This is a genomic window from Terriglobus sp. 2YAB30_2, from assembly GCF_052114765.1.
Classification (GTDB): domain Bacteria; phylum Acidobacteriota; class Terriglobia; order Terriglobales; family Acidobacteriaceae; genus Terriglobus.
This window is the reverse complement of the sequence record NZ_JBFRFJ010000004.1, coordinates 72771-96622: the sequence shown is the minus strand read 5'-3', so window position 1 is coordinate 96622 and position 23852 is coordinate 72771. Positions and strand designations below refer to the sequence as shown.

Genomic DNA, 23852 nt, shown 5'->3' with positions numbered 1-23852 from the left:
CCACAGGTCAGTGCATGAAGTGTTTATGCCTATGCGAAAGAGGCGGATGTTTAGGAATACGAACTACCGTCGCTGGCACCGCTGCTAGCGGCTTGAGTGATCTCTTCAATCTTGCCGTATTCCACCAATTCCGACTCCGCAAACTGAGACTGTTTTGCGGTGAGACGCGCCTCTTCCGAGGGTATTGTCTGCATAGGATCTCCTGAGTGTTCGCCGCAAGCATACGGTATCTATTCTCCAACTGCAAGAACTTGTTTTCCGCTCCATTGGGAGGTTGATGAGGATTCGTATTTAGGTTCTGGGAGTCCTCTTCGATGACATATAACTGACGTGCCGATATGGGGGGCGAGTGAACGACGACAAAAGTATCTATCACCTGTCCGAGCAGGTTCTAGCCGTTGAGACAAACGGTGAATACGTGTTAATGGACTATGGATCAGGCAAATTCTTCGGGATTCGCGGCGCAGCCCAAATTCTGATGGAGCCGCTACAGGCAGGGATGACATTGGATGCCATGGTGGCCCTGGTTCAGCGCCATTACGGAGTTGACGCGATCCTTGCGGAGAAAGATGTGCGGAAGATCCTGTCCAGGCTGCTCGATGCGGGGCTGGTTCTAGATGGAGATACGCCGCGATGAGCGCGATCGCCGGCTTATGGCACCGCGATGGTGCGCCAGAAGCCAGGGCACGACTAGGAACTGTGCTGGCCGCGCTCCATCATTACGGTCCTGATGCACGCACGCTGTGGGGGGACGGTGCGGTTGCGTCTGGCTACTGCCTTCGCAAGATCCTTCCGGAAGACGGTATGCAGGCACAGCCCATCTCGCCCGATGGGGGACGCACACACGTTGTCGCGGATGTCCGGCTGGACAACCGGCCTGAGCTTACTGAACTCCTTCGTATCACCCCGAACGACGCGGCAGCGATGAGTGATGCGTCGATCGTGGCTCACGCAGTAGCGCACTGGGGAACCGATTGCTTCCAGTACATTGTTGGGGATTACAGCTTTGCTGCCTGGAATTCGCTGGACCAAAGCTGGCTACTCGCCCGCGATGTTGCAGGCGCTCTTCCTTTGTACTTCTATTCCAACGAGAAGATCTTTGCATTCGCCTCTATGCCGATAGGACTCCTCGCGTTGGCTGAGGTTCCGGGCGAAGCGAACGAGGAAGGCTTGTTACAGATGCTGGAGATTGCTCCTCGTGCCTCGGCTGAAGTCACCGAGTGGAGCGCCTTCCAACATATCCGCAGAGTTCCGGCCGGCCACTTTATTCGCATTGATGGCCGTGGTGAGAGGACTTTTGAACACTGGAGACCGCCTGCTGAGCTCCGGCTGAAGCGTCCGGAGGATTACTACGAAGGCCTGCGAGAACACTTGAATCGCGCCGTCGCCTGCAGGTTGCGTGGAGCCGGAGATGCGGCATCGCACCTCAGCGGTGGATTGGACAGTTCTTCCGTAGCAGCCACCGCCGCTCAGTTGCAGGCACAACGCGGAGCCGGCATCGTTGCATATACGTCTGTCCCTCAGCAGCCCTGTTCCTTAGAACCCGATAACCGCTTCTCCGACGAACGTGCGCACGCAGCGGCAACGGCAGCACTGTACCCGAACCTTCAGCATGTCCTGATAACAAGTGAGGGCCGATCTCCTTGGCACTCGTTGGACAGTCATTTCTCGCTGTATCAGCAGCCCCTGCTGAATCTCTGCAACAACGCCTGGATTTCTGCGATTCATAACGATGTTGCGCGGAGGAACATCAAAGTCCTCCTCACTGGAAGTCTGGGGAACTTCACGATCAGCTATCGGGGACTTGATATGCTGCCCGCGTTGATCACAAGCGGGCGGTGGTCCGAACTTTGGCAGTTAACGCGGGCGCTTCACCGGCGTGGCATGTCGAGGAAGCTTCTGTTGGCGAGTTCCTTCGCTCCCTGGATTCCCAGGACTCTGCTCATGGCTGCAAAGAGGAGTCCTCCCCTCCCTAATCTCTTGCATCCTGACCACAAGGAAAAGCGTCGAGGGTTGCCGCCTCCATCTCCGTTTGCCTTTACCGCAGATCATGTCCGTTGGAGAATGTTCCTCTTGCAGCGAAGCGACCTGGCTGCAACTCGCAAAGGAACCCTGGCCGCCTGGGGAGTAGACGAACGTGATCCGACAACCGATCGCCGGCTGCTGGAATTTTGTATGAGCATTCCTGCGACGGAGTGGATGCGAGACGGTTTACCGTCTGCGCTGCTTCGGAATGGTCTTGCCGATCGCTTGCCGAAAAAAGTTCGCTACGAAACACGGAAAGGCCTGCAGGCGACCGACTGGCATATCGAAGCGGCTAAGGCTTTGCCGCAACTGCAGGAAGAGATACGGAAACTGGAGAAGTCCCCTTCCGTAAATGGCATGATCGATATCCCGCGCATGCGCTCCATGATGGAGAACTGGCCGAAGGATGACGACTCCGAGAAGATTAGTAGCTACCGATACACATTTCTTCGGACGCTTTCAGTCGGCAAGTTTCTCCGTGATGCGGAGAGCTGTAAGACCTCTATCAACGAGATTGCCAGCCAAAGCCCGTAAGCGACAGGACGTTCGAGCCGAAATGGTGGACGAGATCGATGCGTCGGCAGTTGGCCTTTTCAGGGCCGCGCGCAAACCACCGAGCTACGCTCCAGGGAGCGCGGCCGAAGTTGCCGTAGTTATCGGGATGGCGGCCAGGGACGCCACCGATGGTCATTCCTCATAGTTGTGTAGCCCCTGGCCTTCGCATTCCCTGTAGAACGCTCGGACTTCATTAGCCACAAAAGCTGAGTCTAAGAGCCCTGCCTGCATTCTCGAAACGACTTGACGGGAAGCTCTCTCCCTGGGTCGTGCAGTGCCGTTCTTAATCGCAGACTCGATGTCACCCACTCGACGTATACGAGCATGCCGGTAGGGGACTACAGATGGTCGAGAAATGAAGGGATGGTCCCCGACGCCCAGGCATACAAGGATTTCCGACCTTGACTGCTGTGTGCATATCGAGGCAGTCACTAACTCGCCACGGTTGTTAGGTTTTGACAGCACAATGTGTAGATGCTCTTTAGCCTGATCGTCATCTTCGATCATGAAAGCATCACCACAGTTCATGTGTTATGCGACGCTTCCCAAGATTCGTTCAGAACGCTCGACTTCATCGTTCTCCTTGAGAATCGCCAAAATATCGTCTTCCGGAACGCCTTGAACGGCAAGGATTTCTCGAGTACTGATAGCCGCTGATGAGCCGTCAGGATCATGCCATTCTGGCAACGTGTGGCTGAAATCACGCAGCTGCCACCGCGTCATCCTGCCATACTTGTCGAATATTTCCGACAGCAACTTCTCTTCTGCGCGGGACAGTTTATCCGTAGGACATTCCGCAGCCGTCAACTCGATCTCATAATTGCCAAGGGGAGGAGTTATGTACTGACTCCAAAATGGCTTGTCTACCTCATCAATCATGAGATTGTATGTGTGACTAACGACAGGCCCATGTGGCATCGAGTAGTGTGCATCATTGCTGATCGAAAACCCCCACCGAGCGAGCGCTTCCCTATCGGCGAGATAAAGCAACTTGATCAGTTTCAGGTAAGACATACGTCCGCCTCGCAACCTGAGAAGGTATGCTGCAGCTTCCGTGGCTTTCTGTTCGTCAAATGCCATACTCTACCTCCCTTAGATATATCGGCGAGGTGCAATTCTGTTTAGAAACGTTCAGAACTATCTAATAAAGTATACATCCTTCGCCATTCATTCGCCTAAGAATGCTTTATCCGTACAAGGAATATGTCTCGTACACCTGACTTGTACAGCTCGGCCATCGACTCCATTCGTTAGATACAGGAACGGAGCAGAAAACATGCCCTTAGGAGCGGCTGTAGGACTACGAAGAAGGGGAAATCAAGTGAGCCCGGGGAGTAAAACTATCGAACACCGTAGGTCGATACAGCTGCGGTGCTCCGCTGAACGTTAAGATCTGCCTTGGTACGCTCTTCTTCCCCACGATTCGGGAAAAAGCGTTGGATGAACTCGTTGTAAGTCGTGAGTTTTGAGGCGGTCTTCGTTTCGGGCTGGGCGTTAGTGTTCATTGCCATCTCCTCGATAGTAATTTGCAAAGAAGGACGGATTCCAATCCCTCTCGAAATAATGTTTTCGTTTGATCCAAATGAATCCATCACCTTTGCTGATGACAGCTACGTCAATCGGACCTCCTACGGTCTCGGCCTCACGCAGGATCTTCCGTTGGAACGAAGTGAGATTCACCAGTGATTCTGCCATTGCTGCTAGTTCATCTTTGGGTAGTCCATCCACGACGTCCATGACAGGTGCAACGAATTGAGACATTTGGAGATCGTCGATCTGATTGATGAAATTCTGTTTACATGTCTCAGCAGCCCGTCCAACGAGCCCAGTGATGCGCTCCCTCTCCGCTCCATTGCCTTCTTCAGGTGCAACCTGCTCAAGTAGGCTGGTTGTCATGGTCGACAAGGCTTGATCAAGGTGAGAGTGCAGTTTGATGCGAAATTGAGGGTCTACTCCACGCAGGAAACGGTGGACAGTGTCTGATTGTGCGTAGGGAAAGATCCAACAACGTCGCCCGTCATTGTTCAGGTTAGAAGATGATTGGGTAACTCTTCCATATCGAAGGACGTCCCCGATCATGCCGTCCACCCAATAGGCCTCAACTACCGGTAAGAATTCATCTCTCCCAAATCCAGCGAACGTTACACCTGAATAAGCAGGTGTCGTATCGATCAAGAACTGCTCGCGCACCAACTCTATAACGGCAGCCGCGGAGTCACGCGTTAATAATCGTTCGAAGATTTCCGCCGATAGCGTCTCAATGATGGGCGTTATCGCTCTTCCCGATGCATCTCTGAAAGCAAGGTCAATCCAATCGACACGACCACGACTATTGAGGATCGCATGGTTTTCAGCAATGAAATCGAGAAATATCTGCTGAACTTCTCCAGCGTCAAGCGCCCCGGTCGCCTCGAAGCGAGATCGAACGATCTCTTCGAAGGTGCTCTTCAGCATCCGGATGTAGTTCCGCAGAAAAGATGTTATCCACTCGATTTGTTTCGCATCTCCATAGAGATGCCGTTGCGAGGTCAAATATCCAAAGAAATCTGCTGCGTAGTCGGACACCTGCGGGAAAGATCGGGTGCCGAGTTGCCTTCGATAGGCTTTGATCATGGTTTCCCATGGGTAGCCCATAAAGTCAGCATTGTTGTGAACCATGATCCCGACGGGATGGTATTTGGACAACGTGAATAGCTTATTGGCCCCATTATGAACTTTGACGCCCCCGGCACTTCGGGTGGTAACAGCGCTATCGCTGGCGAGTGCAACAGCGTTTCTGTTCATGATTGCGATCTGGGCAGTCATCTGATGACGTGTTCTTGGGTCGAACGGAAGTGTAGCGCAGTAACCTCCGTCTCAAGCAATGAAGTTTCGATGCGCATTCAAAGAAACAAGTCCGATGCCTAGGAGGGCTTCGCTACAGCAATCATGCCGAAAGACGCAGAGACATCCATAAGAATGGGGATCGTCAAACCGTACCCTGGCGGCGACTTCCAGATAGCTGGCATCCGTAAACGATGCCAACCACCTTTTCAACGTAAGGCAAATAATGGCTGCGGAGCAACGCATTTATTGCTTCCTACTATTGGCGGTTGTGGCTGCATCAGCCCACCATAGGTACGCATCTAGCCTACATATGGCGAAGGGTGGGGAATCTTTCTGATGCCAGGTACCGCATCGAACCGCTGACGGCTGGACCTGTTCATGGCCGCGTGCAACATACGCCGCTACGCGCTCTAAGAGCGCGGCTGAAGTGCTGTATTTTCATCAGGATGGTGGCCAGGGACGGGATCGAACCGCCGACGCCGGCCTTTTCAGGGCCGCGCTCTACCACTGAGCTACCTGGCCCTTCGTGGAGTGTCCTTAGTATAGCAATCGAAAGGCGGATGGGACAAACCTCGACCCGGCGTCGGTAGGGTATGCTGGGCCTGTTTCCACGAAAGGATTTCCCTCTGATGAGATGCACACGAGTACTCGCGGCCCTCGCATGCCTTGCGATCACCGCGGCCGCGCAGACCCCTAGTGAGTTGAAGGCCGGCCGCGCCCTGGCCTCTGCCGTGAAACAAGGTCCTCTCTCTGCGCATGCCTTCCTGGCCAAGATGCCCAAGGGCAGCGACCTGCACGTCCACCTCTCCGGCGCGGTGTATGCCGAGACCTTCATCAAGGACGCCGTCGAAGACCACATCTGCATCGATCCGAAGGCCAAAGCCTTCGCCAAGAACCCCACCGGTACCTGCGCCGACGGCCTGGTGCCAGCCGAGAACGTACTCAAAGACCAGACCCTCTACGACAACCTGGTCAACGCCTTCTCCATGCGCTCGTTTGTGCCCTACGCCGGTTACAGCGGCCACGACCAGTTCTTCGCTACCTTCGGCCGCTTCGGCGGTCTCGACCGCAAACATGTCGGTGAATGGCTTGACGAGGTCGCTTCCCGTGCCGCCTCACAGAACGAGCAATATCTCGAGATCATGCACACGCCCGACTTCAGCGCCAGCGCTGCCCTGGGCTACAAGCTCGGCTGGAACGATGACCTCGAAGATCTGCGCCAGAAACTGCTCGAGGGCGCCGTGCGTGACAACGTCAAACGCGACATTGCGGAGATCGACAGCATCGGAGCCCGCCGCAACGAGATCGAACACTGCGGCACACCTTCCGCGACACCCGCCTGCGGCATGACAGTACGCTTCATCTTCCAGGTGCTGCGCGCCTTCCCACCGCAGCAGGTCTACGCACAGACCCTGCTTGGCTTTGAGCTCGCCTCCGCGGATCCACGCGTCGTTGGCATCAACTTCGTGCAGCCCGAAGACTCCTATATGTCGATGAGCGAGTACGACCGGCAGATGAAGTTCCTGCAGTTCCTCAAGACAAAGTACCCCAAGGTCCACCTCTCGCTGCACGCCGGAGAGCTCGCCCCCGGCATCGTCCCGCCCGATGGGCTGAAGTTCCATATCCGTGAAGCCGTTGAGGTCGCCGGCGCTGAACGCATCGGCCACGGTGTCGATGTCATGTATGAGACCGATCCTCACGCCCTGCTGAAGGAGATGGCCGCCAAACACGTGATGGTCGAGATCAATCTCACCAGCAACGACGGCATTCTCGGCATCACCGGCAACCACCATCCCCTGGCCAGCTACCGTGCGGCCAAGGTTCCGGTCTCGCTTTCGACCGACGATGAGGGCGTCTCGCGCAGCGATCTCACCAACGAGTACACACGCGCCGCCATGGAGCACAGCCTTACTTACATCGATCTGAAGAATATGGCGCGGACCGGCATCGAACATTGCTTTCTACCCGGGGACACTCTATGGTCGGGCCCTGACGCCTGGGGCAAGCCGGTTGCCGCCTGCGCCGCGCAGCAGCTGGGTGCTGACAAACCTACGACCAAGTGCGCAGAGTTCCTGAAATCCAGTGAGAAGGCAACACAGCAGTGGGAGCTGGAACGCCGCTTCCGCACCTTCGAGGCAGGTGTGCAATGAAGTCCGCTCTCATCGCCATCGGCGAGTTGCTGCTGCTCTTCGTTGCAGCACTCGTCGGTTTCGTCATGCATCCTTTCAACGTTGAGAAAATTCTTCGCACCGAAAACGGCGTGGTGCGTGTAATGGTCTATGACTGGATCATCGCCGCCGCCATTTCCTGGATTGTCCTTCTGGCCATCGAGTTCGGCATACGGCGGAACCGCAATGCCTGGCTCCGGCCGACCCTCTGCTTCGCCGTCGTGGTAGTACTCGGCCTTTTGTCACATCTCGGACTTAAGTCCACCGAAGTAGGTCTCAACCACTTCTAAACTCTGCCCTCTAAAAGACATAGCGAGAAATATCGCCGCCCCGGCTGTCAACCCAGCCGGGTTTTTTTCGTCATACACCGAAGTAATGTGCCTATTTTCCGCAGGAATGGAACGAGATTTGCATTGATTTCCTCGGGTTAGTGCTGTGAAGTTGTTATGTAAGGGGTCCGAACAATTCACGGGCTAAAGCAGGACGGAACGATGAGCCTGCATATCTGGGACCCCGAAGGGCGAGGTTTTATCTGGCATGACTCTGCAGGATGTTGCCGCTGAAGCGTTGAGAAATAGTCGTGTTGCCTACTTTTCCATGGAGATCGCATTGGAAGTAGGGTTGCCCACTTACTCGGGCGGTTTGGGTGTTCTGGCGGGAGATACGTTACGCTCCGCCGCGGACATGGGAGTTCCAATGGTCGCTGTGACCCTGGCTCACCGCAAGGGTTACTTCCGTCAGATGCTCGACAGCGACGGACGGCAGACCGAGGCTCCAATGCCGTGGTCGCCTGAAGGCCGTTTGCCCTCGGCCGAGGCGGTCGCTGCCATTACTGTTCAGAACCGTGAGCTCCTGGTTCGCGCGTGGCGCTACGATGTCGTTGGCGTAACCGGGCATGTGATTCCGGTGCTGCTGCTCGATACCGACGTCGAACCGAATGACTCGTGGGATCGCACCTTTACCGACACCCTTTACGGTGGCGACAACTACTATCGTCTCTGCCAGGAAGCCGTACTCGGACTCGGCGGCATCGCTATGCTGCACGCTCTCGGCGTTCAGCCAGAGGTCTTCCATATGAACGAGGGCCACGCGGCCCTGTTGACCACTGCTCTGCTGGAAAACCGGCTGAACGGACGTCCGTTGAGCACGGCTACCGATGAAGAGGTTGAGGCAGTCAAGCAACAATGCGTCTTTACGACGCACACGCCCGTACCCGCGGGTCACGACCGCTTTGGCTACGACCAGATGCTCGCCATCCTTGGACAGGAGCGCGCCGGCCTCTATAGCCGTTTCGGTGGCATCCACGATGGGTTGCTGAACATGACATACGTGGCCCTTCGCTTCTCTCGCTACGTAAACGGTGTCGCAATGCAGCACGGCAAGGTTTCGCAGCAGATGTTTCCGGATACGCCGATCCACTACATCACCAACGGCGTACATGCGGGCACCTGGGTCTCGCCGGCCATGGCTGACCTCTTCGACCGGAAGCTGGATGGATGGCGCGCCGACAACTACGCTCTGCGCGGCATCTACGGAGTCGAGCCGCAGGAGATCGCAGCCGCGCACGCCGTAAACAAGCAGCGTCTGATCGAGACCGTAAAGGAACGCACTGGCGTCATCCTGCGTGAAGATGTCCTGACCCTGGGCTTTGCCCGCCGCGCTGCCACCTACAAGCGCGCGACCCTTCTCTTCGAAGACACGCAGCGTCTTCTCCATATCGCTGAGGCGATCGGCGGCCTGCAGGTTGTCTACGCCGGCAAAGCACACCCCGCTGATGGACCCGGCAAGGCATTGATTCATGAGGTCATCAGCGCAGCCCACGGCCTGAAGCGGAGCCCCATCCACGTCGTCTATCTCGAAAACTACGACATGAATCTGGGCGCGTTGCTTACCGCCGGCGTGGACATCTGGCTGAACACACCGCGGCGTCCCTACGAGGCCAGCGGCACCAGCGGCATGAAGGCCACGCTCAACGGCGTACCCAACCTCAGCATCCTGGACGGATGGTGGATCGAGGGCTGCGCCGAGGGCTCGACCGGATGGGCTATCGAAGACGGCGTAAATGATGAAGAAGAAGCAGTCTCGCTCTACGAAAAACTGGAGAAGGCTGTAGGCCCAGCCTTCCTCGACAAGCAGAAGTGGGCAAAGATCATGCAGCACGCCATCGGCATCAACGGGGCCTTCTTCAATACGCAACGTATGGTCGACCAGTACATCTGCCGGTCTTACCGCCTGGATCGCGCGACTCTGCAACCAGCCAGTCTTGTTGCACCGATCGCCGAAAGCACGCTGGTAAGTGAGACCTCGATATAACCCTGGACACCAAAAAAGACACGAAAAAGAGCCTGCAGCGGGATGCGAAACCGCTGCAGGCTGCGAGTGTTTCGAGGGTCCTCAGTTACTCCTGAGGAGCTTGGTCAGGTAGTCCAACGCTTTTGGATCCTTCGACTGGCCGAGCCAGAAGATCGCCTGCTTGCGTACATCAGGATCCTTGTTGGTTTCTGCTACCTGGATCAGTTGAGCGGCTGCTTCGCCTTCCGGCAGCCGCGAGATCGCGAAGACCGCAGACCGGCGAATGCCTCGGTCCGGGTCATTCTGAACAATTTGACGAAGTTCCCCCGCAGCTCGTTTGCCGGCTTTCTGAGCCATCCAGAACTGGGCCTCTTTGCGGACGTGAGGCGAAGCATCGTTCTTTGCCATCCAGATCAGTTCATCGATGGCTGAGGGATTTTCTTTACCAAGGGTTAAGTCGAAGGCGAGCTTGCCGCGCAGATGTTCATCCTGCTCGGTGCGTGTAAGCTGCAGCAATCCCTTGACGCCATCCTGCCCGCGATGCGCACCCAGCCAGAAGGCAGCCTTCTCACGGACAAACGAATCGCCATTGGTTGTCATGGAAATTAGAGTGCTGGTCGCCGCAGACGATTCATGCTGCGCGATCACCATCACCGAGGCATCGCGCACCCTGCGTTCCTGCGAGGCATTGTTGGCCAGCGATGCGAACTCGCGAATGCTCTCATCCTGAGAGACACCCTCAAGCCACACAAACTTCACCCCGCCGGTATCCAGCTTGCGGTTCGGAGTCGCCACGCGGACCTTTGTGACCGCGCCCTTCTCCATGCGCAACAGAACATTTACATGGTCGAAGTCCTGCCGGTCGCTATCCCGTGCTTCTCCGTCATGGGAGCCCTCCAGATAAAGGGTCTCTCCATCGTTGTCCGAGAAGTGTCCGAGTACTGGGATGGAATAACCCACCCACGCAGTGCTGTCTTTCGCCGCGGCGCTCAGCTCCGCGGACAGACCATGAGCGACGTGCGCGTCGACCTGCACGCCGGTAACAGCCGGTTGCTGGGCCGCAAGCGGTGCAACCAGCCCAAGTGAAACGACGAGGATGCGGAAGGCGATTCTCATGGCCTTTGTCTCCTGATACGAGAGTTTTCGTAAAAAGTTCTTAGGGTATGGGAAAAATCCGGAAAATCGATCCAATTCACTGGATGACGGAGGGATAACTGCCTGTATCGTCCATTTCCGGACAGACGACACAGGCAGGTTGGTTATTGGCGCAACAGCTCGAGCATGTAGTCCTGGGCGACCTTGTCGTTCATCAGTGCAAGCTGCGAGACGATCTGCCGCTTCAGCTCAAGATCCTTCTCACCTCGGGCAATTTCAACCAGCTTCTGAGCATCTCCGGAGATGAACATCGCAGATACGGCAGCCCGCTTCGTCTTCGGATCAGTGGATTGTCGATAGGCATCTGCCAGCGTATCGTTCGCCTTCTTCCCCTGGGTGATAGCCAGCATCTGCATCGCCTGCCGCTGTAGATCGGGGTCCTGCTTGCCAAGCGCGATCTCCCGCAACAGGTTCTGGCACTCGGGCGACTTGTTCTGGCCAAGGACGAAGAGCGCCTGCCTCTTCACCGCCTCCGGCTGATTGCCCCGAAGCAGGTCGCGGATCACCGGGACAGCTCGACTGGCATCCTGGTTCGCCAGCGCGCCCAGCGCAAGGATCTTCAGATCGGCATCGGGATCTCCCGTACTTCTGCGATCGCGCCTGTAGGTATACGAGCCCTCCCCTGCCGGAACCGGCGGCATGGGAGGAACCGGCGGGACGGGGCCGATCGCAAAGGTGTTCTCGTCGTCACCGCTGGACGATGACGATGAAGAGGAGGAGCTGGACGTGGAGGAGCTCGTCCTGCCGTTCTTGCCCACAACCACACGCACATGTCCGGTGCTAATACCCAGGGCGGCGCAATCCTTATTCCACGTGGACTTCGGATACTCGCCCCGCAGTGCACTGCAGGTCGCTGCCGAGTCATCGCGCCGGCCCAGCTTGTTGAGGGCATAGGCCTTCCAGTAAAACGCCGCGTCGGCCTTCGATCCCTTAGCGGCAATGACTTTGTCGAAAGAAACGATCGAGTCCTGCCAGCGCTGCTCGTTCATTGCCTTGGTTCCGGCAGTGTAGTCGTCTTCCCCGGTAGGGGCGCCGGGCTCAGTGATAAAGATTGCGGGCTGTAGGGGACCAGCAGCAAGCGCAACGTGCGCGCAACCAGCGGATGCCAGACCTGCAAGTAAAATCCAGTGCTTCATAAGTGCATCTCCTTTGTGACCAAAAAACTCATTTACTACTGCTTGCCGCTTACCTCGAAGAGCCGTGCTCATCGTTCTGGCGCAGCACACGCAGGTCCAGCAAAAGCCCGTCGGTATTCATCTCCAGCCGCAACTGCCACGTACTCCTCGGTGTCTCCGGCGCATGATCCAGACCGATGAGGACGCGTCCGAGGTTGTCGAGCACTACCGCCTCTGCGAGATCACCGCGGTCGCGCGCTGTCTGCGTATAGACCGCGTTCTTCAGCAGCAGATCGTGTGCCTGGGCGCGTGTCGCCTCATCGAGTGGGCCCTCTTCATGGTTCACCGTGGTGAGCAGACGTTCGGCGGAGTCGAGATGCGCGGAGATCTGCGGATCGTCAGACGGAACATCGGTCAGCGGTCCATGGCCGTTGATAGGGTGCGCCTGTTGATGCCGGCCCACAAGACTCTTCAACGCATCGGTCACCGAGGCACGCTGCGTCGCGGTCTCTTCTCCTCCGCCGGTGTTCGGCATATGGTGCATGCGCAGACCAACCACAATCATGACGACTGCCGCTGCGGCAAAAGCTCCGGCAGCCGGCCACATCCAGAGGGAGAACCACCGCTTCTTCTTCGGCGCTGCCTCCAGCACGGCCAGATTGCCGCGTAACCGCTGCCAGCTCAGGTCCATATCCACCGGCGTCCGCATTGGCACCGGCTCGGCCGAGAAAACACGCAAGGTCTGTGCAACGGACTCGGCCAGCGTGGCACACTCCGCGCATTGCTCGAGATGTTCGCCGATCGAGCGGGCCTCAGAGCTCTCGCCCATCTGGTACGCAATCAGATCTTCTTCGCTATAGTGCTTCATCGCATACCTCCTGCGACGGGTTCCAGGGCACGCCGAAGCTTGGCGACGGCGCGAAAAACAGCCTGCTTGGCTGAGTTGACGGGGACACCGAGCGCCTCGGCGATCTCCGCCATACCGACCTCTTCCATATGGCGCAGAGTGAAAGCAGTGCGCTCCATCGGGGTGAGGGATGCCATGGCGGCATGCCGCAGCGTCGCCGTCTCCATGTCCAGCAGAGCGCGCTCCGGACCGGCGCGGTGGCTGGCCACCTGCACGGTGCCCTCACCCACCTCGTCGGAGACACGCGGCGCATAGACCGAAAGGTCCCGATTTCTGCGCTCTACCAGATTCATGGCCGTATTCATCGCTATCCTCGTCACCCAGGTTCCAAAGGCAGCATCCTGCCGGAACTCCGGAAGTTTGTTGTAGGCGCGCAAAAAACTCTCCTGCGCCGCCTCTTCCGCATCGGCTTCGTTGCCGGTAATGCGGAATGAGATCCGGAAGACGGCAGCGTAGTGGCGGTCCATCAGAACGCGGTACGCGTCCCGGTCGCCGGCAACTACCCGCCGGATCGCCTCTTTTTCTGCCTTCTCCATTTCGCCTCCTTAGACAGGGGGGATAGGGGTGCGGTTAGGTACGGTGTGAAAATTTTCTACCCCAACCAACGCGATGGAGCATTTTCCCTGTGGGTGCAATGCAGGGCTTCCACATCTATGGGTGTTTTCCGCAATGAAAACGCCGCTGCACGACCGTTCTGGGATGCCCAGAAACAGGGAAAACGCTCTAGAGTCTTCTTATGCCGCAACCACCCTACAGTACCGAACGACTGAGATTCTTCCGTTCCCAGAACCTCGACGAACGTGAAAAGAGAACCATGGATCACATCGAGGAGTTCGGATGGGAGGTTGTTATGATCGATCCCGTCCATGAAGGAACTGGCCGACTTACCTCCAAGGCTGGTACGCAGTGCGCGATACTCCTACAACACCATGGCAACGCTTCGAACATGGTCCTGACGAAGACCACAATTAGGGTTCTAAGCGCTGAAGGCGCGTTCCATATCATCCTGGGGCAACGCCCGGTCCCGGTCACATTGAACGACTAAGGGCTGAAGGCCCGCTCTATAACTCGACTCCCAATGCAGCGCGAATCTTATCGCGGTGAGAGTTATCTTCGTGCCAGCTGAAGAATTCTAACGGGGAGAGCAAAGACCGGGCCCATGTCCCCGAGGGACATGGGGCACCCCGTGCATGGGCTCTGTCTAATTCTTCGATACACCTGAGGTTCCACTCGTGGCGCACTAATGCGTGCTACTGGGATCCTTCACCGCGGCTCGCGAAACTTATTCGCCCGCTGGAACTCTTCCCTCAGCTCCGGAGCGCGCAGATGCTCGCGCAGGTGCTGCAACCGCTGCTCCAAGGCCAGCAACGAGTTCGCCAGCGGCGCCGTATTGGTCATGGCAACATCGCGCCACATGCTATACGGCGAGCTTCCCAACCGTGTCATTTCCCGGAGCGCACGGCCGCCGATGGCCCGCAGATCCGGGTCATCGCCGAACGTATCCTCCAGCAGCGCCGACAACGCGGTCGACACCATCTGCGGCAGGTGTGAGACCCACGCCAGCAACTGATCGTGACGCGCCGGCTCAAGGTCCATCACCTTGGTCCCAATCGCCGACATCCACTCACGCCACGCGGTCTCCTCCACCGTCGTCTCCGCATCGACCGGCGTAAAGATCCACACGGCTCCCTGATAGAGCCCTGCCTCCGCAATAGCGGCGCCGCCGGATTCCTTGCCGGCCATGGGATGCCCGGGCAGAAAGCGTGGTCCTGCAGAGCTGGGAAACAGCCTCTGGGCAACATCCGCGATCTGCACCTTCGTGCTTCCGGTGTCGGTTACAAGCTGGCCTGGCTTCAGCACCGGAGCCAGAATCGTCATCCAGTCCAGGATGGCGAGCACCGGCACAGCCAGCAGTATCACATCGCTCTTCCGTGCAACCTCCACCGCGGCCTCGCGGGTGGAGACAACCTCGTCGATCGCGCCTGACTCGTGGGCGATGAGCAGCTCCGCGGGACTGAGATCGAAGCCGGTGATGTGGCCGGAAAATCCCGCAGCCTTCAGCGCCAATCCCGTGGAGGCGCCGATCAACCCGGTTCCGACAATGAGAAGAGAGTTCACTTACTGGGCGTCCTTGTACTCCTCATACCAGGCCATCTGGATCGCCTCCAGCAGACCTTCGGTCGACTTCATCGGGTCGCCCACAAAATCGGGCAGCTCCGTGACAAGTTTGTGCAGGTCCGTGAAGCGGACGGTGAGGGGGTCCAGGTCAGGAAACTTCTCCTGAAGCTGGATACCGATCTCTTCTGCGTCAGACCATTCAATTTCGCGAGGCATGCATCACTCTCCGACAGTTAGTGTATCCGGCTTCGTTCGGTCAACCAGGGCAACCTGTACTGTACTCAGAGTCTCTACATAAAGTTTTCAACTTTTAACTTGCAACTTTTCCGGGCCTATAATCAGTCCGATACGGGGAAGATTTAGCCATGGCCCTGGGTGAAGCGCGAAAGAAGATGCCGGGAAAGCCGGACAAGATTCCGGACAAGCTGTACTTCCGCATCGGCGAGGTTGCGCGCCTGTGTGGCGTGCCGGCCTATGTCCTGCGTTTCTGGGAGAGCGAGTTTCCCAACCTGAAGCCCAATAAGGGCGGTACGGGCCAGCGTCTCTACCGCCGCCGCGATGTGGAGATGGCGCTGCGCATCAAGCAGCTCCTCTACGACGAGGGCTACACCATCGCCGGCGCCCGGCAGGCCTTCAAGACCGAGCAGCGCCAGAAGGATGCTCCGGCGACGCTCTTCCGCGTGGAAGAGAACTCAGATCGAAGCAAGATGGACGGTATCCGGCGCGAAGTTCGCTCTCTGGTGGAGATGCTCTCGCAGCCCCCGGGAACCCCTCCAACGACAACCAAACGGCGCGCTTCCGGACGTAAAGCCTCAAAGAATCCTGAGGATTCCGGGAAGCCCGACGCAACAGACCGTTTATTCTGAAAAGACGATGCAGGAATCCCACAAGCTATCGCAAGACGAGCGTCGCGAAATTCGCCGTCAGGCCGCGGCTGCGACCAGCATTCGGCGTGTCCGCGAAGATGAACACGGCGTTCGCTGTCTCTTCTGCCCGGGAACATCGTTTCGCCGTTCCAAGTTGCGCACCAGCGACCTGCTGCACGTCCTTTTCCTGCGTTATCCCGTGCGCTGCCTGACCTGCAGCCAACGACAGTTCGCCAGCATTCCCGTCGCCGGCCTCTCCGTCCCCGCCAGCATCCGTCACTCCCGCGCACCTGGACCGAAGGAGACCTGGAAGAGCTGGACCAACGGATCGGCGGACGATCCCGCGGCACAGAAGTCGCAGACGCCGTCGTACGCTCCCTACACCACGGTGAAGGTCTCTCAGGGACAGAGCTCCAAGAAGGGGCCTGCCGCCAAAGCACCGAAGCGCGCCGAAGAAGACGACGCTATCTGGTAGCGCGCCCCTTTTCCCACCGTTTCCACTTCCCTGTTCTCCTCCTGGGATAAGTGCAGAATCTGCCTTGCCATGAGGTTCACGGGATCGCACGCCCATAAAATCGTCTCAAAAGCGTACGCATGCAGAACAGCCAGGAACAGACGAACAGCAAACAGCCCAGGCTGCTCCGATGGCTGCAATGGCTGAAACCGGGCGCCACGCACTCAGCCTTTTCCGCATCACTGCTGCTCATGGCCGGCAGCGTAATGAGCAGCGGCGTTCTTGCTCTGATACGGCAGAAGCTCATCGCCCACCTCTTCGGCGCCACCAATGCCACAGATGCCTACATCGGGGCCTTCGAGCTTCCCGACATGGTGTACTACTTCCTGATCGGGGGTCTCGCCTCTTCTACCTTCGTCAGCCTGCTGAGCGGCTACAGAGAACGGGGCGAAGAGGCCGAAGGTGACCGTGCCCTCTCCGTAATTCTGAACACCATGATCCTGGCGTTGGGCGCAGCCATTGTTGCCGCCGAATTCTTTGCACCGTGGTACGTCTCGGTCAAGTTTCCGCATTTCGATGCTCCCACAGCTGCTCTATGCGTCAGCCTGACCCGCATCCTTCTGCCGGCACAGCTCTTCTTCTTTGCGGGCGGTGTCTTTGGTTCAAAGCTGATGGTGCAGAAGGTCTTTTTTTTCCAGGCGCTCACACCCAGCATTTACAACCTGGGCATCATCGGCGGAGCTCTCGTCCTGCATAGCCGCATTGGCGTGCACTCTCTGGCGGTCGGCGCTGTCGCGGGCGCTTTCTGTGGCATGTTTCTGCTCAACGTCTTCGGAGCCCGCCGGGAAGGCATGCGCTGGCAGCCTGTACTCGACCTCCGCCATCCGGCCCTGTGGCAGTGGCTCAAGCTTGCTGCACCGCTCATGATCGGCCAGTCCCTTACGACCTGGGACCAATGGATCCGGACCTACTTCGCCTCCCAGGGAGTCGGTGATATTACCCGTCTGGCCTTTGCGAAACAGCTCTTCAATTCGCCAATGAACATCCTTGGACCGGCGGCCGGAGCAGCTTCACTTCCCTTCTTCGCATCGCTCTACAGTCAAGGCAAACTCGCGGAATTCGGTCAGGCAGTCAATCGCGCCGTCACCCGCCTGATGGCTGTCTCTCTGCTGGCCGCCGGATGGATGATCGCCCTGGCCGGCCCGCTGGTGGACGTCACCCTGCGCGGCGGACGCATGGATGAAACCAGTGCGCGGACGACAGCGTGGTTCTTCACCATCTTCTGTCTCTCACTCTTTCTGTGGACCTCGCAGAACTTATACGCGCGGGCATTTTTTGCCGCCGGCAATACATTCACTCCTATGCTCTCCGGCACGATCGTCACGGCAGTCTCCATGCCTGTGTACTGGCTGCTCTTTCATCGTCTGGGCGTTGAAGGTCTGGCGTGGGCTTCGAATGCCGGCATCCTGCTGCATACCTCTGCGCTGGTCGTGTTGCTGCAACGCAATCGACTCACTCCCGTCTCTGGCCTGGAGTTCGGCGAGCTGGGACGAGCCCTTTTAGCCTCTGTCATCGGCTGGGGCGCCATCGCCGCCGGCTTGCACGCATTGCCCGCATTGCAGGGCCACGTTCAAAATCTTTCTGCAATTGCTGGAGCCAGTGTCGTATGGCTTGGTATCGTACTCGTTGTCCTGAAGGCAACTGGCTCTCGCCTGCCAGGACAGATTCTGGGAAGGTTTGCGCGATAAAACATTTTCCCTGGAGGTGTGTCCATGTACGTCCCCGCGCCGCGCACACTTGTCCTTAGATCTTAATGTTGCTTTGCCCATAGAGGGCCACCCGGCCCGGGTGGCCCTTACCTGATTCGCAACTACTTCTTCAGGCCGAAACAGTAGAGCTTGCCATCGTAGGTTCCGGCGTAGAGCTTTCCGTTCGAGATCGTGACATCAGTGAAGTGATTGAAGCCGGTAATGGTGTCGCCGCTCGACCACAGTTCCTTGCCGGTGGTTCCGTCCAGCACATAGACCGTCGCGTGGTTGGACTTCGCCGCACGAATGGTGGAGTCGAAGTTCAGACCGATGTCAGGCCACGCCTGCTGTGTGTTGTCACCGCTGCCATGCGTGATGATCATGCCGTTGGCGATGACCGGAGGATCGCCGCGGAACATGTCACGCGAGATCCAAGCCGGCTCCAGAGAGGGCTTACCCGCCTTGTCCACCAGCTTGAAGGCAGCGACACCGCCCTCTTTCGCCGCAGGCGTCTGCGTGATGGGGAACTTGGTCTGTTCCGGAGCAGCTGGGCCCCAGAACGGCACGACGACCCAGCGCGTACCGGCCTTGTCTTCCCACGAAGAGACAGCACCCCAGCTTCCCGCGTTCTGGAAGTCGGCGGCGAAGTTGCAGAACAACTCCGTGCGATAGAGGGGAGTGTGATGATCCGGCGTTCCACCCAGATTCTTCGGGTCGAGCAGATAGACCTTGCACTCCTTACCCGAGGCCGCCATCAGCTCCCGGCCCTTGTAGTGGAAGACCGTCGGCGTGTTGTTCGGATCGAGGTCGCGCTTGCGCAGCCAGTCCCAGTTAGGCGGCGTGAACCAGTCCTTCGGATGCCAGTTGCCGTCAGCCTGCAGCTCGAAGCCAACCACCGAGTTGCCGATCAGCGGATTCTTCGGATCCGTGGTCACGTCGTAGATACCGTCGCCGGTCGTTGTCCACACTGTGCCGTCATCGGTAATCACCGGTCCACGGCGTCCCCACAGACCACCGCCGCCAGCGAAACCGACTGTCTTGTGTATAGCCTTGGTCTTCAGATCGACGGAGATGATGCCGCCGCGACCGTGATAGTCGGCGAAGATTACCTGATCCTTGTAGAGCTGTACACCGAACTTGTTGATGACGCCGGTTGCTATCGGACCAAAGACCACCTCTCCGGTCGCTGCGTCCAGGCCGACAACATTTCCCTTGCCGTCAACCATGTAGAGCGTGCGCTTGCCGGCAGCGTCTGCATCCGAGATCGCCGGAACACCTGTGGTGCCGCCGGGCCCAAGGAAATTCATGTGCCGCGGATCCGATGGTCCGCTCCGTTGCGTCCCCGGAGGGCCCTGCTGTTGCGGCGGCGCCGGCTCGAAGGTCTTGCGCCATACCTCCGCGCCAGTATCGGCGTCGAAGGCGTAGATCACATCCGAGACACCCAGAACGTAGAGCATGTTCTTGTCGCCGGAGGCAGTCTTCAGTCCGTGAATCGCGAGCGGCGTCATCAGAGCGTGCAGCGCGTGCGGCTTCACGTCGGTCTGGATCGACCACAACAGCGTAAGGTCTTTGACATTGTCCTTGGTCAGGACGGTTTCGTCTTTGGCCCAACCGGAGCGGGCGTTATCACCACCGTCCATCGTCCAGTTCTGCGCGACAGCGGCGCCACAACTCAAGGCGACGGCAGCGAGTGTGATGAGCTTCTTCATACTCTTATCTCCTCAAAGAGCGCATTACCGCTCGGTCGGTACGCCAAAGGCGTACACGGTGTTGTCATGGGTCGAAACATAGGCTCGGCCATTGGCATAGCCAAGCTCGACATGCGAGAAGCTGGTGATCTGCGTTCCGCTGGACCAAAGTTGCTTGCCGGTGGCGGCATCAAGGATGTACAGCGTCGCGGGCTTGGAAGCCTTTTCTACTTCAGCTACCGAATACGCCGATCCGTCCTTCTTCGCCAGGCGCGGACTCTCACCCGTGGAGAGCGCCATCACCAGACCGTTCGAGATCACCGGTCCCGCAGGCGAGACCAGATCACGCGAGACCCACTGCTGCACAAACGTGGGCTTACCGTCTTTCTCTTCGATCTTGAACGCAACGATCGAGCCGGTCGGAGCCGGGCCGTTGGCTCCGGTCTTCGCGGCTGCCGCTCCGCGAATCGAGGCATAAAGCCAGCGGGCATTCCCGTTCGCCTCATCTTCCCAGGTCGAGAAGGTGCCGTAGATGCCGTTACCGCCGAAGTCCGCGTCCGGAGCAACGACAACGTCTGAAACCGCCAGCGGCGTCTTGTGGTCCGATCCGCCGAGCGAGTCGCCATCCAGCAGATACAGCTTGCCGTCGCGTCCGCCGGCCACCAGAACGTCTTTACCCTTCCACTGGAAGAGCGCGGGCGTCACGCCTGGGGCGGCGACGCCTTTCTTCAGCGCGGGCATCTTTGAGGACGGCGTGAAGTAGTCCTTCACTTCGAGCGTCTTCGGATCGAGCGCTACAACCGTGTCGTTGTACTCACCCGCGACATTCCCTTTGCCCTCGGCGATCATGCCGTAGAGCATCCCCTTGGAGCCGATCGTGACTCCACCCGGGCCGGAAAATCCGCTGCCATTGGTCATGAACGAGGTCACCGCATACTCGGCCGGCTTCACCAAAGGCATGTCCGGCATATCAGGAAGTACCGGTGGCGTCAGCGTAGCGGCGTAGAGGCCGTTCGGTCCGGCGCAGCTATCGACGGTTGAGGCGTAGATGACATTGCTGTTGGTGTTCAGACCGCTGACCTTCGATCCGGCAGGAACAAACTGCACCGGAGCAATGTACTTCTTCGCATCGCCGTCCTGCTGGCGCGCAGCATGAAGCATGCCGTCGCTCGAGACCGCCCACACATACGGCTGCGGGCGCTGGAAGCCGCCGCCGCCAAAACCGCGGCGTCCCATACTATTGCCCGGCATCACGACCGAGGCAGTCTGGCCACCCGAGCACAGTGCGGTCGGCGTTCCGCTGGGCTTCACATCGAACTTCGTCTCGAAGTACTTCTCTCCGAGGTCGGAATCGATGGAGTAAAGGGCATTGCTGCTGCCGCCGACAAAGAGCAGCTCCTTGAAGCCGGCCCAGCCGATAAGGTTTGTCAGATCGATGGGCGTCGAAAGCGCATCCAAGCCTACAGCCGTATTCGGGAACTTGAACTTGTACAGGAGCTTCACCTGGCCCTTGGTGATGTTGTCCTTGCTCAGGTACTTGTCGTTACGCGCCCAGCCGTCGCGCTGCGGATTGCCGCCGACGCTTGGCCAGTCCGCGGCCCATAGACTGGCGCATGCCGTGACAGCGATGCATGCCGACCAAAGAAATTTCCTACGCATGTGGAAGACCTCCCCTCCAGAATCCAGAGCACGCTGGACATTTGCTGCAGCGATAACAATACGGATGAACCGTGAAATTGTGGCGTTGAGACGGGTTCAGTAACGCAAATTTGAGACGTCTTAAGCCGATGACGTTAGACCACATCGAAAACACCGTTGTCAACGTCTCAAATGCATGTTTCCTGAGCCACAACTCGCCAAACAATGCGGCGCAGGGGAGACGGAAACAGAGCTCCAAAAGTCGCAGATCGGGGGAATTTCTGCTCGAATACGGTGGCAGCCGTGACCTTCAGGCCAGGTTATCCAGCTCTGTAACGAATGGGCTTTCGCCCTGGCCTTTTAAATGGCCAGCCAGAAAAGACTCAGGGCTAAAAACCCATTTACTTTCATGCGTTTATCAGGGGGGCTGAAGCCCGCTGGATACCCCAGCCAGCAAAGCCGGCCGGGGACCCCGCTGGATACCCCAGCCAGCAAAGCTGGCCGGGGACCCCGCTGCTCCCACCAGAAATGAAGTTATTCGGTGGGCGCTTGCTGACCGCGGTGGGTTTCCAGCTTATGCCACTGATCCAGCGTAAGTTCGCGGCGGATGCCTAACAGCATGCGGGCGTTTGCCTTTTCCAGCTCGGCCCGGGCTTGCGCGACGCGATCAATCTGAGACAGGATGCGGTTCTCATCGGGCTGCTCCGCCGAGACCAGAGGGCCAAGAGTGTCCTCTTCCTTCCGCAGCGAGCGGAAGAGCGAAGCCAGGGTTCCACGGTTGGCATCGAAGATCGCGTCCATGCGGGAGCGCTGTTCTTTCTGAATCCCGATCGACTCTGAAAACTTCTTATCGTCCCACCACCGTCCCGGAGGGCCAACCTGCAGACCGCCGTGCATGGTGCTCATCGTGCCCGGGTTATTGCCGCCAAACGGAGGGGGAGACGAGTTCCGCCGATCAGGAAAGCCGCCGCCAAAACCGCCACCGTTCCCCATTGGTGGGCGACCACCCCCACCCCGCATGCCGCCCCCGCCCGGAGGGCCGCCAGGGCCTTGCGCAAGAGCAGCTGAGCCGCCAATCAGGATGGCAAGCAGGGCCAGGGCGAGTTTGAATCGATACGTCATTTGGCGAAGAAAAAAGAATAATAAAAGAGATTAGCGCTTCGTTGTCCTGGCTTTGCCGGACTCGTTGGCAAAGGCCGCCTCGTGCTGGGCAGCGGGCTGCGCAATCTCCTGGTTGATAGCGGACATCAGTTCATTGTCTGCGGCAATCTGTTCCGCCGTAGGCACCGGTGACTTATGTTGTACGGACGCCTGCTGCGGCGCATCGTTATCGCGGATCAGGAATGGCACGGCAACCGCAATCGCAAGCACTGCAGCCATAGCCATACCCGCAGCTGGGCGGAAGGAAAGTCCCAGACGTTCGAAGAAGCCGGGCTGAGGTGTCGGCATTTCCGCCACGCGCTGGCGGCTCCAGTCCATGGATGCCTCGCGCAGCATGCCCATCGTCTCTTCCACCCGAGTCATTTCCTGGCGGCAGTGTTCACACGAGTTCAGATGGGCTGCGGCAGTGCCGTCATCCAGTCCCAGCAGAAGATCGGTGAACTGTTCGTCTGTGAGGTGCCGGTTCATCGCGTACCTCCCAGTGTAGACGCGTTTGGACCAAGCTGTGCTCGAATGGCAGTTACAGCCCGGTGCAGGTGAGTCTTGACGGTATTGACCGGCATGCCGGTTGCCTCGGCAATCTCCGCTAGATCCATCTCTTCCAGGAATCGCATGACGAAGACCGAACGCTGCCGTTCAGAGAGCGTCGCCAGGGCGGCATGCACGCCTTGGACGCGTTCCCGGGCGATCAGGGCGCTCTCCGGCGAGCTGGCGCGCGAGCTGATCTGGTGCGACATGTCGGTGACGTCGGCGGCCGTCGCACGGAAGTTGCGCCAGAACTTGAACTTCTGGGTGCGGACATGATCGCGCACCAGGTTGGTGGCAATGGACATCAGCCATGTCGAGACGGAGCAGTCGCCGCGGAAGCTGGCCCGGTTGGCATAGGCCTTGACGAAGCAGTCCTGGGTGATGGACTCAGCGAGATCCGCGTCGTTGATGGAATAGGCTACGTAGCGGTAGACCTTGGCGCGATAGAGCCGAACGAGACCGTCAATGTCCTCAAGCTCGTGCGTGCGGGCCTCCTGCCGTGCGGCAAATGAGAGTATCGCGGTGCTGGCGGTAGCAGGCATACACCCGTTTGGACGGGATTACACCGGCGCGGAGTACATCGACCGTCATCAAAGCGAAGACTAAAG

General features: G+C 58.4%; 24 protein-coding genes and 1 tRNA gene. 8 read left to right on the top strand and 17 right to left on the bottom strand.

All coding sequences use genetic code 11. The features are described from left to right. Positions 1–50: 50 nt before the first annotated feature. A complete protein-coding gene (locus AB4Y89_RS08095) occupies positions 51–194 on the bottom strand; it encodes a hypothetical protein (RefSeq protein ID WP_442300410.1) in 144 nt (47 codons plus the stop codon). Positions 195–349: 155 nt separating this feature from the next. Between AB4Y89_RS08095 and AB4Y89_RS08090 the strand changes: the two genes are divergently transcribed. Together AB4Y89_RS08090 and AB4Y89_RS08085 are read left to right on the top strand one after the other, a co-directional pair. Beyond that, on the top strand, positions 350–637 hold the full coding sequence (locus tag AB4Y89_RS08090; protein WP_442300409.1) for a PqqD family protein: 288 nt from the start codon (positions 350–352) through the stop codon (positions 635–637). Continuing rightward, on the top strand, positions 634–2559 hold the full coding sequence (locus AB4Y89_RS08085) for an asparagine synthetase B family protein (RefSeq protein ID WP_442300408.1): 1926 nt from the start codon (positions 634–636) through the stop codon (positions 2557–2559). Before AB4Y89_RS08090 ends, AB4Y89_RS08085 begins: the two co-directional genes overlap by 4 nt. Here the strand turns inward: AB4Y89_RS08085 and AB4Y89_RS08080 are convergent. The 5 genes from AB4Y89_RS08080 to AB4Y89_RS08060 form a co-directional block, all read right to left on the bottom strand. Beyond that, entirely contained in the window at positions 2531–2716 is a 186-nt protein-coding gene (locus AB4Y89_RS08080) for a hypothetical protein (protein ID WP_442300407.1), read from the bottom strand. The genes AB4Y89_RS08085 and AB4Y89_RS08080 overlap by 29 nt on opposite strands. A gap of 395 nt (positions 2717–3111) precedes the next feature. After that, complete coding sequence (locus AB4Y89_RS08075) at positions 3112–3660, bottom strand: Panacea domain-containing protein (RefSeq protein ID WP_442300406.1); 549 nt, start codon at positions 3658–3660, stop codon at positions 3112–3114. A gap of 260 nt (positions 3661–3920) precedes the next feature. Then, positions 3921–4085, bottom strand: a complete 165-nt coding sequence (locus tag AB4Y89_RS08070) for a hypothetical protein (protein WP_442300405.1) — start codon at positions 4083–4085, stop codon at positions 3921–3923. Then, the gene (locus tag AB4Y89_RS08065; RefSeq protein ID WP_442300404.1) at positions 4075–5385 is read right to left on the bottom strand and encodes a hypothetical protein; all 1311 of its coding nucleotides are present in this window, start codon (positions 5383–5385) and stop codon (positions 4075–4077) included. Before AB4Y89_RS08065 ends, AB4Y89_RS08070 begins: the two co-directional genes overlap by 11 nt. Before the next feature lie 468 nt (positions 5386–5853). Beyond that, a tRNA-Phe gene (locus tag AB4Y89_RS08060) sits at positions 5854–5928 on the bottom strand. A gap of 107 nt (positions 5929–6035) precedes the next feature. On the opposite strand from AB4Y89_RS08060, the gene AB4Y89_RS08055 reads away from it, so the two are divergent. From AB4Y89_RS08055 to glgP, 3 genes are all read left to right on the top strand, one after another. Continuing rightward, entirely contained in the window at positions 6036–7556 is a 1521-nt protein-coding gene (locus AB4Y89_RS08055; RefSeq protein WP_442300403.1) for an adenosine deaminase family protein, read from the top strand. After that, positions 7553–7864: a hypothetical protein gene (locus AB4Y89_RS08050; protein WP_442300402.1), complete on the top strand. Its 312-nt coding sequence runs from the start codon at positions 7553–7555 to the stop codon at positions 7862–7864. Before AB4Y89_RS08055 ends, AB4Y89_RS08050 begins: the two co-directional genes overlap by 4 nt. A gap of 247 nt (positions 7865–8111) precedes the next feature. Beyond that, on the top strand, positions 8112–9887 hold the full coding sequence (gene glgP, locus AB4Y89_RS08045) for an alpha-glucan family phosphorylase (RefSeq protein WP_442300401.1): 1776 nt from the start codon (positions 8112–8114) through the stop codon (positions 9885–9887). Between the two features lie 81 nt (positions 9888–9968). On the opposite strand, the gene AB4Y89_RS08040 is transcribed toward glgP, so the two are convergent. The 6 genes from AB4Y89_RS08040 to iscX form a co-directional block, all read right to left on the bottom strand. Beyond that, entirely contained in the window at positions 9969–10982 is a 1014-nt protein-coding gene (locus AB4Y89_RS08040; RefSeq protein WP_442300400.1) for a HEAT repeat domain-containing protein, read from the bottom strand. Positions 10983–11125: 143 nt separating this feature from the next. Then, positions 11126–12157, bottom strand: coding sequence for a HEAT repeat domain-containing protein (locus tag AB4Y89_RS08035; protein ID WP_442300399.1), 1032 nt, complete (start codon positions 12155–12157; stop codon positions 11126–11128). Positions 12158–12206: 49 nt separating this feature from the next. After that, positions 12207–13004 carry a hypothetical protein gene (locus AB4Y89_RS08030; protein ID WP_442300398.1) on the bottom strand — a complete coding sequence of 266 codons (798 nt, stop codon included), beginning with the start codon at positions 13002–13004 and terminating at the stop codon, positions 12207–12209. Beyond that, positions 13001–13579: an RNA polymerase sigma factor gene (locus AB4Y89_RS08025; RefSeq protein ID WP_442300397.1), complete on the bottom strand. Its 579-nt coding sequence runs from the start codon at positions 13577–13579 to the stop codon at positions 13001–13003. Before AB4Y89_RS08025 ends, AB4Y89_RS08030 begins: the two co-directional genes overlap by 4 nt. A gap of 727 nt (positions 13580–14306) precedes the next feature. Beyond that, complete coding sequence (locus AB4Y89_RS08020; protein WP_442300396.1) at positions 14307–15161, bottom strand: prephenate dehydrogenase; 855 nt, start codon at positions 15159–15161, stop codon at positions 14307–14309. Then, positions 15162–15377 (bottom strand): Fe-S cluster assembly protein IscX, encoded by a 216-nt coding sequence (gene iscX / locus AB4Y89_RS08015; RefSeq protein WP_442300395.1) that lies wholly within the window; start codon positions 15375–15377, stop codon positions 15162–15164. Positions 15378–15526: 149 nt separating this feature from the next. On the opposite strand from iscX, the gene AB4Y89_RS08010 reads away from it, so the two are divergent. The 3 genes from AB4Y89_RS08010 to murJ all read left to right on the top strand — a co-directional run bounded on the left by AB4Y89_RS08010 (position 15527) and on the right by murJ (position 18229). After that, positions 15527–16027 carry a MerR family transcriptional regulator gene (locus tag AB4Y89_RS08010; RefSeq protein ID WP_442300394.1) on the top strand — a complete coding sequence of 167 codons (501 nt, stop codon included), beginning with the start codon at positions 15527–15529 and terminating at the stop codon, positions 16025–16027. Positions 16028–16034: 7 nt separating this feature from the next. After that, positions 16035–16502, top strand: a complete 468-nt coding sequence (locus tag AB4Y89_RS08005) for a hypothetical protein (RefSeq protein ID WP_442300393.1) — start codon at positions 16035–16037, stop codon at positions 16500–16502. A 119-nt stretch (positions 16503–16621) separates the two neighbouring features. After that, positions 16622–18229, top strand: coding sequence for a murein biosynthesis integral membrane protein MurJ (gene murJ / locus AB4Y89_RS08000; protein WP_442300392.1), 1608 nt, complete (start codon positions 16622–16624; stop codon positions 18227–18229). Positions 18230–18351: 122 nt separating this feature from the next. On the opposite strand, the gene AB4Y89_RS07995 is transcribed toward murJ, so the two are convergent. From AB4Y89_RS07995 to AB4Y89_RS07975, 5 genes are all read right to left on the bottom strand, one after another. After that, positions 18352–19938, bottom strand: coding sequence for an outer membrane protein assembly factor BamB family protein (locus AB4Y89_RS07995; RefSeq protein ID WP_442300391.1), 1587 nt, complete (start codon positions 19936–19938; stop codon positions 18352–18354). A 24-nt stretch (positions 19939–19962) separates the two neighbouring features. Continuing rightward, complete coding sequence (locus AB4Y89_RS07990) at positions 19963–21576, bottom strand: outer membrane protein assembly factor BamB family protein (protein ID WP_442300390.1); 1614 nt, start codon at positions 21574–21576, stop codon at positions 19963–19965. A 513-nt stretch (positions 21577–22089) separates the two neighbouring features. Beyond that, positions 22090–22548, bottom strand: coding sequence for a periplasmic heavy metal sensor (locus AB4Y89_RS07985; protein ID WP_442300389.1), 459 nt, complete (start codon positions 22546–22548; stop codon positions 22090–22092). Positions 22549–22707: 159 nt separating this feature from the next. Further along, positions 22708–23184 carry a hypothetical protein gene (locus AB4Y89_RS07980; protein ID WP_442300388.1) on the bottom strand — a complete coding sequence of 159 codons (477 nt, stop codon included), beginning with the start codon at positions 23182–23184 and terminating at the stop codon, positions 22708–22710. Further along, on the bottom strand, positions 23181–23786 hold the full coding sequence (locus AB4Y89_RS07975; RefSeq protein WP_147645984.1) for an RNA polymerase sigma factor: 606 nt from the start codon (positions 23784–23786) through the stop codon (positions 23181–23183). Before AB4Y89_RS07975 ends, AB4Y89_RS07980 begins: the two co-directional genes overlap by 4 nt. Positions 23787–23852 lie beyond the last annotated feature (66 nt).